This window comes from Thalassobacter sp., from assembly GCF_982993085.1.
The window spans coordinates 1-10,173 of record NZ_CEZFMW010000125.1 but is presented as its reverse complement, the minus strand read 5'-3'; the positions used below and the strand labels follow the sequence as shown (position 1 = coordinate 10,173).

Annotated in this window: 9 protein-coding genes; 4 read left to right on the top strand and 5 right to left on the bottom strand. The window is 59.6% G+C overall.

What is annotated here, in order from left to right; translation table 11 throughout:
- Positions 1-233 (top strand): NAD(P)/FAD-dependent oxidoreductase (locus tag AC4GMC_RS15475; RefSeq protein ID WP_490367099.1); only part of this gene is annotated, 233 nt, incomplete at its 5' end.
- Here the strand turns inward: AC4GMC_RS15475 and AC4GMC_RS15470 are convergent.
- From AC4GMC_RS15470 to AC4GMC_RS15455, 4 genes are all read right to left on the bottom strand, one after another.
- The gene (locus AC4GMC_RS15470; protein WP_487878904.1) at positions 230-1,720 is read right to left on the bottom strand and encodes a phosphomannomutase/phosphoglucomutase; all 1,491 of its coding nucleotides are present in this window, start codon (positions 1,718-1,720) and stop codon (positions 230-232) included. The genes AC4GMC_RS15475 and AC4GMC_RS15470 overlap by 4 nt on opposite strands.
- Before the next feature lie 107 nt (positions 1,721-1,827).
- A complete protein-coding gene (locus AC4GMC_RS15465; protein WP_487877804.1) occupies positions 1,828-3,429 on the bottom strand; it encodes a KpsE/RkpR family capsule polysaccharide export protein in 1,602 nt (533 codons plus the stop codon).
- The gene (locus AC4GMC_RS15460) at positions 3,407-4,066 is read right to left on the bottom strand and encodes an ABC transporter ATP-binding protein (protein ID WP_487877803.1); all 660 of its coding nucleotides are present in this window, start codon (positions 4,064-4,066) and stop codon (positions 3,407-3,409) included. The genes AC4GMC_RS15465 and AC4GMC_RS15460 overlap by 23 nt, the downstream gene beginning before the upstream one ends.
- 210 nt (positions 4,067-4,276) lie before the next feature.
- Complete coding sequence (locus AC4GMC_RS15455; RefSeq protein WP_487877805.1) at positions 4,277-5,575, bottom strand: Na+/H+ antiporter NhaA; 1,299 nt, start codon at positions 5,573-5,575, stop codon at positions 4,277-4,279.
- A 177-nt stretch (positions 5,576-5,752) separates the two neighbouring features.
- Here AC4GMC_RS15455 and AC4GMC_RS15450 point away from each other — a divergent pair, with 177 nt between their 5' ends.
- Both AC4GMC_RS15450 and AC4GMC_RS15445 read left to right on the top strand, forming a co-directional pair.
- Positions 5,753-6,331, top strand: a complete 579-nt coding sequence (locus tag AC4GMC_RS15450; RefSeq protein WP_487877802.1) for a uracil-DNA glycosylase family protein — start codon at positions 5,753-5,755, stop codon at positions 6,329-6,331.
- A complete protein-coding gene (locus AC4GMC_RS15445) occupies positions 6,328-7,107 on the top strand; it encodes an SseB family protein (protein WP_487877801.1) in 780 nt (259 codons plus the stop codon). Before AC4GMC_RS15450 ends, AC4GMC_RS15445 begins: the two co-directional genes overlap by 4 nt.
- An 82-nt stretch (positions 7,108-7,189) precedes the next feature.
- Here AC4GMC_RS15445 and AC4GMC_RS15440 read toward each other — a convergent pair whose 3' ends face one another.
- Positions 7,190-8,854 (bottom strand): NAD+ synthase, encoded by a 1,665-nt coding sequence (locus tag AC4GMC_RS15440; protein ID WP_487877800.1) that lies wholly within the window; start codon positions 8,852-8,854, stop codon positions 7,190-7,192.
- Between the two features lie 225 nt (positions 8,855-9,079).
- On the opposite strand from AC4GMC_RS15440, the gene AC4GMC_RS15435 reads away from it, so the two are divergent.
- On the top strand, positions 9,080-10,173 hold a 1,094-nt coding region (locus AC4GMC_RS15435; RefSeq protein WP_490391469.1), incomplete at its 3' end, for an MORN repeat-containing protein.

The following is a 10,173-nucleotide window of genomic DNA, read 5'->3' as shown; positions in this document are numbered from 1 at the left end:
ACGCGGCGGTTCACAGTTGGGACGTCACGCCAGCGGGCACCGAAGGCTACCGCACCGCAGAAGTCACACTGGGCGGCGTGGACACCGCCGCCCTTGATGCGCGTACGTTTGCCGCGCGCGACGTGCCGGGGCTGCATTTCATCGGTGAAGTTGTAGACGTCACCGGCTGGTTGGGCGGCTACAACTTTCAATGGGCGTGGTCATCGGGCTGGGCTTGCGGTCAGGCCTGTTAGAACCCTTGATCGTAGTCGCCAACGTTCGGCTCGGTCCGGATGATCGCGTCTAGGTCGTTGAAAATAGCACGCAGTTGTTCCGGGCTTTCCGGGCTTTCGCAGACGACGACAAGGTTTGGCGTGTTGGATGAGGCCCGGACCAGCGCCCAGCCCCCGTTTTCCAGCATCACCCGCGCGCCGTTCACTGTGACGATATCGGTCATCGCAAGGCCCGCCAGTTTGCCACCCGGCTGATGGGCGACCAGTTTGGCCACGATCCGGTCCAGCGTGTCGTATTTTTCGGTGTCGGCGCAATAGGGCGACAGCGTGGGCGTGGTGTAAGTGGTTTGCAATTCGCGGCGCAGGTCGGCCATGGATTTGTCCGGGTTGCGGTCCATCAGTTTGCAGATCTCAACGGCGACGCGCATGCCGCAATCGTAGCCCCGGCCCACAGGTTCCGCGAGGAAGTAGTGACCGGATTTCTCAAACCCTGCCAAGGCGCCCAGGGCATGAACGCGGCGTTTCATGTGGCTGTGGCCGGTTTTCCAGTAGTCCGTGGTGGCACCATTTGCTTGCAGCACCGGGTCGCTGGCATAGATGCCGGTGGATTTAACGTCCGCGACAAAGGTGGCGTTGGGATGAAGGCGCGACAGATCGCGGGCCATGATCACGCCGACCTTATCGGCAAAAATCTCTTCGCCCTCGTTGTCGACAACACCGCAGCGATCCCCATCGCCATCAAAGCCGAGCGCAAAATCCGCGCCGCTGGCTTTGACGCTTGCGGACATGTCGTGGAGCATTTCCATTGCTTCGGGGTTGGGGTTGTAGTTGGGGAAGGTGTAGTCGAGGGTGCAGTGGCTTTCGACGACATCGACGCCCATGCGGCGCAGAACCTCGGGGCCAAAGGCCGCCGCAGTGCCATTGCCCGCCGCACAGACAACCTTGAGCGGGCGGGACATTTTGAAATCCCCCACGAGGTCGTCGATATAGGCCTCAAGCACGCCATCAACGCGCTCATACTTGCCGCCGTCGCGGGCGATGCTCTCGCCATTCAGGACAATCTCGCGCAGGCGGGACATTTCGTCGGGGCCGTGGGTAAGCGGACGCTCAAACCCCATTTTGACGCCCGTCCAGCCATTAGGATTGTGCGAGGCCGTAACCATCGCCACGGCGGGTGCATCAAGGTGGAACTGCGCGAAATACGCCATCGGGGACAGGGCCGGGCCGATATCGCGCACGTGGATACCAGCCTCCATCAAGCCGGTCATCAGCGCATATTTGATCGCAACAGAATAATCGCGGTAGTCATTACCCACTGCGATCACCGGAGGGATGCCGGCCTCATGCATCTGGGTGCCTAGTCCGCGCCCCAGCGCCTGCATGCCGGGTAAATTGATTTCTTCGGGGAACCGCCACCGCGCATCATATTCGCGAAAACCGGTGGGTTTAATCATCGGATCGCGCAGAAATTCCCATGTGTTGGGCGTCACGTCGGCAATAGGTTTCATCAAATCGTCCCTCTTGAAGTCATTGGCCTTGGATGGCGGAGCGGGGGTTAAGATGCAACGCCGGTGCCAATATAGGCCGCATGGCGTTGCAGTTGTGTGACGCGGGATCAGGCCGAAACTTGTTCGCGCAAGATGGAGGCTGTGAGCGAGATCATCAGGTAAATGCCTGCGAAAATAATGAACGCCAGCAGCGTGTTTTCGAATTTGCGGGGATAGGTCGCCTCATCCGGGGCGCGGGGCGGGACGGAGGTAGAGAGGTAGCGAACCTGTCGGTTCGCCTCAATCCGGGCGGTTTCAAGCTGTTGGGCGGCCTGTTGCAACAGGGCCTGCCGGGTGGTCAGATCCATCTGAGCCACGCCCAACTCTGCCGAGATTCGCGCCAGTGATGCGGCGCCCTCGGCCCCTTCGGTCAGGCTGCCGCGCAGCTCAGAAATCTCATCCTCACGGAGGCGAATGATCCTTTGCAGGTTTTCGACCTGTGCAGCATTGGGGCGGGCGTTCGACATCATCGTATCAAGCCGAAAGCGCGCATCGCGCAGTTCGGTTTCGACAACACCGATTTGTTCCATCCGAGAGGACAGCTCAACATCCGCCGAAACGACGCCCAGCTGTTCCTGCAGGCGCACGACGCTTTGCTGCGCCTCAAGCATGCGGACCTCTGCGGCCTCAAAACTGCCCATCGCGCCCTCCATCTGGTCGGAGCGAAGGCGCGCGGTCAGTTGATCCACCTGTTCCTCGGCGTATCCGATCAGCGCATTGGCAAAGGCTTCGCTGGTGGCGGGGTCGGCGGCGATGACCTCCATCTTGATGACGCCCTCGGTGGGGTCATAACCAATGCGGACCATGCGTTGGTACAGTTTGTAGGTGTCTTCATTGCTGCTGTCGGGGGTGAGGCGTTGCAATTCGTCGATATTGTCGCCTTCGAAATGCGCGCGAAAGCCCAGATCATCGTCCAAGCGAGCCAGCGCATCGCGCGAAAGAAGGTAGCTTTGGACCGAGATCGAGTCCTGTTGTGTAGCCATTGAAGTGCCCGAAAAAAGCCCCCCCAAGCCCCCGGCCCCGCCGCCACCGCCGTCGGCCTGTTGGATCACAAATTCTGATTTGGTGGCGAACATCGGCGTGGCAAGCGTGTAGAAATAGAAGGCCGCGATGAACGTCGGCAGCATCACAAAGAACAACAGCCGTGCCGTGAGCAGCGCGACTTTGCGCCGACGACGGCCAGCGATGTCTCGCTGAATGGCGATGATGTCCGCCGCGCGGCTTGCAGCATCAATGCCATCCGGGGCCGGTTGCGGCGGCGTTTGCGGAGCCTGAGGCGCGGGGGTCACGGCGGGCACGTTGGCGTCTGCGACCAGTTCCAGCATGTTGGCTTTGGCGAAGGGATCGACCCCCATGGCGCGCAATTGGCGCACAGCGTCAAAGTCGGACGACGGTGTGACGCCGCGCATCTGAGCCACGCGCCGGGCCATGCGCAATTGGCGCCCTGTCAGGCCCTCGGCTCGGATGGCGGCAAGTTCGCGATCAATCGCCGCCTGTTTGGGGGAGACATCATCGCGCGGCGCACCTGAGCGGAAATCAGCGTCACCAAAGCCGTCATCCGCGGCGTCAAACACCTGATCCCCGGACATAGCGCCCGTAACTTTGCCCTCGGTCTGGCCTGTTGTGGCGCGGCGCACGCGGAATTTCTTAGGTTTGGGTTTCATAGTCATAGAGCCTTCTGGCCTCTTCTAACGTCTCAAATTGATGGAGCTTGCCGTGGCTTAAGACGGCCGCCTTATCTGCAAAGCGCGCCAGCGTCTTGGGCTGATGCGAAACGATCACCACAGTGGCGGATTGCAGCCGTTCGCGCAGGATCGAGCCCGCCTTGCGGTTGAATTCCACGTCGGTGGTTGAGGGCATCCCCTCATCAATAAGGTAAATGTCAAATTCCAGCGCCAGCATCAGCGCAAAGGTAAATCGCGCCCGCATGCCTTGGCTGTAGGTGCCGATGGGCATATCGAAATATTCATCGATCCCGCACAGATAGCGGCAAAAGGCTTCGACGTAATCAGGATCAAGCCCGTAAAGCCGAGCGATGTAGCGGGCGTTTTCGGTGCCGGAGTGTTTGTTCACGACCCCGCCCATAAACCCCAGCGGAAAGGACACGCGGCAGGTTTTGGTAACGGTGCCTTCGTCCGGTTTTTCGAGGCCAGCCATCATGTTGATAAGGGTGGTTTTGCCCGCGCCATTGGGCGCAAGGATGCCCAACGACTGCCCCACGTCCACGCGAAACGAAGCGCGATCCAAGATCACCTTGCGTTGCGTGCCGGTCCAAAAGGACTTTGAGACAGAGTCAAATTCAAGCATATACCGGCCCTTCGCTCGCACCATATCGGACCCGTCCTTTCTGGACAGATATGTTTACGGTAGCGGGGGAAATAGGCGGTATTATGTCTGTTTGTTCGGCTTATTGGCCGAACTTATGGCATTGGCCCTGCGGGATGACCTAGGAATCGCCGCATTTGGGGTGGGTATGGCCCGAGGAAAACCCGCGCCATACCAAGAGCGAATGGCGGCTTAGCCGGGTTGTTTTTCCACCCGAAGCAGGCGCCCTGCCACAAAGGACAAGATCGCGGCGCCAAAGCTAAAGAGGGCACCCATTTTCGCCGCATCCTGAACAGGACCCGGATCAAACGCCACCGTCGCAACAAACAGCGACACGGTGAAGCCGATGGCCGAAACACAGCCGATCACAAACAGATCGGACGTTTTCATGCCCTCGGGCAGGCCCAGTTTCAGCGTATGTGCCCCGATGTAGCCGAACAGCATCACGCCGAAAGGTTTACCGATGATCAGCCCGCACAGCACCAGCCAAGTCGGCTCGGCGATGGCGTTGAATTCGACACCCGCGTTGAGCAGGCCGAAGAAGAAGAGGATGATCTCAACCGGGTGCTTCAGCAGGTGTTCCGAATGGTTGAGCAGATCATGCATATAGGTTTCCGCCTGGGAGAAGATCCCGAAATCACGGTCCGCGTGGGGCAATGTCGGCACGATTGGCAGCAGGCCAAGCGCCGGGTGCAGCCCCGATTGCGCGAACCCGTACCAAGACGCAGCCCCCGCCAGCAAATATGGCCAGAACGATAGCTTTTCTCGCACCCACGTCGATTTGGCGCGTGATTGGTCGCCTCGGTCAAGCCGCCTTGGCAACCAGTTGAACAGGACAAACACACCGATTGATGCAGCAACTGACAGGAGCAGCCAGCTTGGGGCCAAGGTGCCAGAGGGATAGAAGACCGCCAGAATGATCAGCCCAGCCGCGTCATCTGCGATCGCCAAGAGCAGCAGGAACCGCACCGCCGGGTGGGCCGCGCCAAACACGAGCCGCCCCACAAGGTAGCTGAACGCAATGTCGGTCGCAGTCGGGATGGCCCAGCCATTTGCCACATCGCCGAATTTTGCGGGCCCAAGGAACCAAGCCAGCCCGAGGTAAACCGCGATTGGCCCAAACATCCCGCCCGCCGTGGCGAACAGCGGCGTCGCGGCTTTTTTGCCCCGGAGCGAGCCGTTCTTAAGAATCACGGCCTCCCAGACCTCCTTGGCCGCGATGGCAAAGAAAAACGCCATCAGGACGTCATTCACCAGGTAGTGGAACGTGAGAACTTTGTGCGTGTCATGGTGACCGAACGCAGCCGCGTCAGCCCCAAGCATGTGTTCCCAATGATGGATGTCCGCGCCCAGCAGGTCGTTGAACCACAAGGGATACTCAACCAGAAGGTGATAGCTGTGCGCATCGATATTTGCCCAGACCAGCGCGATCAACGCACCTGCGATCAGCAGTATCGAATAGTTCGTGACGAAGTTCCAGATACGGTACATTTGAAAAACTCTATCAAACTGAGAGAAAAGATCCATGACATCTATACGCAGGATTTCAAGGCAAGCAACCGCCAAGGCAATGTTTTCTAAGTGCCTCATTTTAAGTCATCATTTATGCGGCAATGCAGCGAAAAATGCTGCTATTGCAAAGGCGCGCTGTGCCTGTAGTTTGCCCTCATGATCCTCCTGAATGACATCGCAAACTGCCGCCTGTGCAAGTCGCGTTTTGAGACTACGCATACCAGCCACCAGCCGCGTCCAGTGGTCCGCGCAGAGGCCTCAGCACGCATTTTGATCGCGGGCCAAGCACCCGGTGCGCGGGTACACGCATCCGGTTTGCCTTTTGATGATCCGTCCGGGGATCGCTTGCGCAATTGGATGGACCTCACCCCAGATCAGTTCTACAACGCGACCCGCATCGCGATTGTGCCGATGGCGTTTTGCTTTCCCGGCACCACTGCCAAGGGCGCCGATTTGCCGCCCCCGCCCCTGTGCGCCCGCACATGGCGCGCCCAAGTATTGGACACGTTGCCCAACATCCAACTCACCCTTTTAGTGGGGGGATACGCGCAAAAATGGCATCTAAAGTCTGGCTCTGTCACCGACACTGTTACGGCGTGGCGCACCCACGCCCCAACGGTTTACCCCTTGCCTCACCCGTCGTGGCGCAATACCGCATGGCTCAAACGCCACCCTTGGTTCGAGACTGACCTCGTCCCACACCTGCGCCGCCATCTCGCTGAGGTCCTCGCATGAACACACCCCTCGACACCGCCGCCCTGTCCCTCGAGGCCGAAGGCACCGATGCTGCCCGCCTCCGGTTCTATGAACGGATCGCAGACGCCGAACTCTTTATCCTGCTGGAGCAAGAAGCCGAAGGTGATCAAATCGCACCTCGCCTGTTTCCTGTCGAAGGCCAAACCTTCGTGCTTGCCTTTGACCTGCCCGAACGGCTTAGCGACTTTGCCGATGGTCCCGCGCCCTACGCCGCCCTGTCTGGCCGTCTCCTGACACAAATGCTTGCCGCGGAAGGCTTTGGCCTCGGTCTCAACCTCGAAGTCGCACCTTCTTCGCACTTGCTCGACCCACAGGCCATCGCATGGTTGGCCGAAACCCTCACGAACGCCCCATCCGAGACCCAGGCAACCCCCGACACCATCGCCCCGCCCGCAGGCCTGCCAGAGGCGCTCATCACAGCCCTCGACACCAAACTCGCAATGGCCGAAGGTCTCGCCCGCAGCGCCTATCTCGTCTCCGTCACCTATGAAAACGCGCAAAAAACCCACCTTTTGGGCTTCGTCGGCGCAATCCCCGAGGCTGAGCCCAGCCTCGCCCGCGCCGTCTCCGAGGCGCTCACTTTCTCAGGCATAGAGGCAGGCGCACTCGACGTAGGCTTTTTCCGTGCGGCCGATCCAATCACACCGCTTTTGGCCAAACATGGGCTAAGGTTTGACCTGCCCCAACTCAGCCAAAGCCAAACACCCGGCACAAACCCAGGAATGAACCCGGATCAACCCCCGAAACTACGCTAACTCTTTGGTTTCCAAATATCCCAGGGAGCGCGAGGGACAGCGTCCCTCGCCGTCGCGGCGCCCTTTAGGGCGGCGCAATACATCAGCTCGGATCGCGCCAACGGTTCACAATCGGATAGCGACGATCCAACCAGAACGCGCGCTGTGACAGCCGCGCGCCCGGAGCAGATTGAAAGCGCTTGTATTCACTGATGTAAATCAACCATTCGACACGCTTGACCGTTTCACGATCGTAGCCATCCGCCACGATTTCCCCGACCGAAAGCTCCCGGTCGATCAACCGTTCAAGGATTGCGTCCAGCACCTCATAGGGCGGCAGGCTGTCCTCATCTTTTTGATCAGGGCGCAGTTCTGCTGAAGGTGGCTTGTCGATGATACTCACCGGGATCATTTCACCCGCGGGCGCCTTCATCCAAGGTCGGTGATTGGCGTTGCGCCATCGGCACACATCAAACACACGTGTTTTGTACATATCTTTGATGGGGTTATAGCCGCCAGACATATCCCCGTAGATCGTGGCATAGCCCACCGCGACCTCGGATTTATTGCCAGTCGTCAAAAGCATTTCGCCGTTCTTATTGCTGAGCGCCATCAACAAAAGCCCGCGCAGGCGGCTTTGGATGTTTTCCTCTGCAATGCCCGGTTCGGTGCCCGCGAAGAACGGTGCAAGCGCATCGCTGACAGCGGCGCGTGGCCCCGAAATCGGCACGTTGTCCAACGCACAGCCAAGCGCGCTGGCGGCCGTGGCCGCGTCATCCAGAGACCCCTGCGAGGTATATTCTGACGGCAGCATCACGCAGCGCACATTCTCGGGCCCCAATGCGTCGGCAGCGATACACGCCACAAGTGCGCTATCAACGCCCCCCGACATGCCCAGCAGCGCTTTTTTGAAACCCGCTTTGCCCATGTAGTCCCGCAGGGCCAGCACCGTGGCGTGGTAATCCGCCTCGATCCCTTCTGGCGCGTGGGCCTTGTCACCCTCGACCGCGACCCAGCCTTCGTCGCCCAGTTCGAAGTCAACGTGAGCGATATGTTCTTCGAACGCGGGCAGCTGATGGGTCAGTTTGCCGTGGGGGTTCAAAACGAAACTTGCGCCATCGAACACCTGATCGTCCTGCCCGCCCACAAGGTTGAGGTAGACAGCCGGCAAACCAGTCTCAACGGTGCGGGACACGATATGCGCAAAACGCACGTCTTGCTTGCCTGTAAAATAGGGGGAGCCGTTGGGGATCACGAGGATCTCGGCCCCAGTCTCCGCAAGGGTCTCGGCGACGTCCTCGAACCACGCATCCTCACAGATCGGCGTGCCGATCCCGACACCCTTGATCCGATAGGGACCCGACACATCACCGGATTGAAAGTAGCGCTTTTCGTCAAAGACTTTGTAGTTCGGAAGGTGGTGTTTCAAGACACGGGCGACCGTGCGCCCACCTTCAAACACGAACCACACGTTATGAGGCTTGTCGTCGCCCTCTTTCCACCATGGCGCACCAATGCCCAGCGCCGGGCCATCGGCACAGTCTTGGGCCAGCGCCTCTAGGTGGCGGGCGCAATCGGCAACAAAGGCAGGTTTACGAACAAGATCTTGGGGCTGATAGCCCGTCAAAAACATCTCAGGCAGGGCGACCATATCGGCGCCTGCGGTTTTGCCTGCAGCCCATGCAGCGCGGGCCTTGTCGGCATTGCCCTCAAGGTCCCCCATCACAGGATTTAGCTGCGCGATTGTCAGGCGAAATGTGCTCGACATATGCCTCGTCTCCCCGTGTCGTCCCAGGTTGGTGCTCTTGCGGCAGTTTCCCTCTACCGACATCGCGCACGGAGGGAAAGCGCCGATCCCGGCTATCCCCCGCGCAGAGCGGGGAAAACCGTTGCCCCCGCCCTATCGGTCATTTAGCTTTGGGGCGAGCGATGTCACCGCATTCGTGGGGAGCAGACCGTGACGCATAAATCGACAGCCCTAATTCTGGCCACTATCCTAGCTTTTTCCGCGCCCAGCACCGTCTTGGCGCAGTCCGGTGAAATCGTCACCAAGCAATATGATGGTGGCGGGATATATGAAGGCACCTTTCTGGACGGCAAACAGCACGGCACCGGCACCTATCGGCTGCCCAATGGCTACGTCTACACCGGCGAATGGGCCGCGGGCGAAATCCGTGGCACAGGCACGGCTGAGTTTCCGGACGGCTCAGTCTATACAGGGACCTTTGCACGCGGAAAGCCCGAGGGCACGGGCAGCATCATCTTTGCGGATGGCGGCACCTATGAGGGCGACTGGCTAGACGGTAAAATCACCGGACGTGGTGTGGCGAATTATGCCAACGGCGTGCGCTATACCGGCAGTTTCGTGAACGCCCTGCATGATGGCGACGGCATCATGGAAAGCACAACCGGCTACCGCTATGAGGGATCATGGGTCGACGGAATGAAGGACGGCACCGGGCTGATTACTTATCCCGATGGCGCCACCTACGAAGGTCAGATGGTCAAAGGCGCGCGTGAGGGTCAAGGCGCCCTGACAATGCCCGACGGCTTGGTCTATATCGGCAACTGGAAAGCTGGCCAGATCAACGGCTTGGGCCGTCTGACACAGCCCAACGGTGACATCTATGAGGGCCTTTTGGTCAATGGCCAGCGCCATGGCACGGGTGCGGTCACCTATGCCAACGGCGACGTCTATGAGGGCGAGTTTTTTGAGGACAAGCGCCAAGGCCAAGGCATTTTCAAGGGCACTGACGGATATCAATACGTCGGGTCTTGGGTCGATGGTCGGATAGAGGGCGAGGGTGAGGTCACCTATCCCGATGGTTCGGTCTACGTTGGCGGGTTCCGCAACGATCTGGCGCATGGCACTGGCAAAATCACCTATCCCGATGGCGCCAGCTATGACGGCGATTGGGTGGATGGCGTGATTGAAGGTAAGGGCCGCGCGCAATACCCCAACGGTTTGCTGTACGTTGGTGAATTCTTGAACGCCAAGAACCATGGCCAAGGCGTAATGACCTTTGCTGATGGCTACCGCTATGACGGCGCGTGGGAAGACGGGCTGCGCCACGGCATGGGCACCGC

What these genes read in the sequence shown, in the direction of transcription:
- AC4GMC_RS15470 (WP_487878904.1), bottom strand. Translation starts at nt 1,720, where the DNA reads ATGAAACCTATTGCCGACGTGACGCCCAACACATGGGAATTTCTGCGC.
- AC4GMC_RS15465 (WP_487877804.1), bottom strand. Translation starts at nt 3,429, where the DNA reads ATGACTATGAAACCCAAACCTAAGAAATTCCGCGTGCGCCGCGCCACA.
- AC4GMC_RS15460 (WP_487877803.1), bottom strand. Translation starts at nt 4,066, where the DNA reads ATGCTTGAATTTGACTCTGTCTCAAAGTCCTTTTGGACCGGCACGCAA.
- AC4GMC_RS15455 (WP_487877805.1), bottom strand. Translation starts at nt 5,575, where the DNA reads ATGTACCGTATCTGGAACTTCGTCACGAACTATTCGATACTGCTGATC.
- AC4GMC_RS15450 (WP_487877802.1), top strand. Translation starts at nt 5,753, where the DNA reads ATGATCCTCCTGAATGACATCGCAAACTGCCGCCTGTGCAAGTCGCGT.
- AC4GMC_RS15445 (WP_487877801.1), top strand. Translation starts at nt 6,328, where the DNA reads ATGAACACACCCCTCGACACCGCCGCCCTGTCCCTCGAGGCCGAAGGC.
- AC4GMC_RS15440 (WP_487877800.1), bottom strand. Translation starts at nt 8,854, where the DNA reads ATGTCGAGCACATTTCGCCTGACAATCGCGCAGCTAAATCCTGTGATG.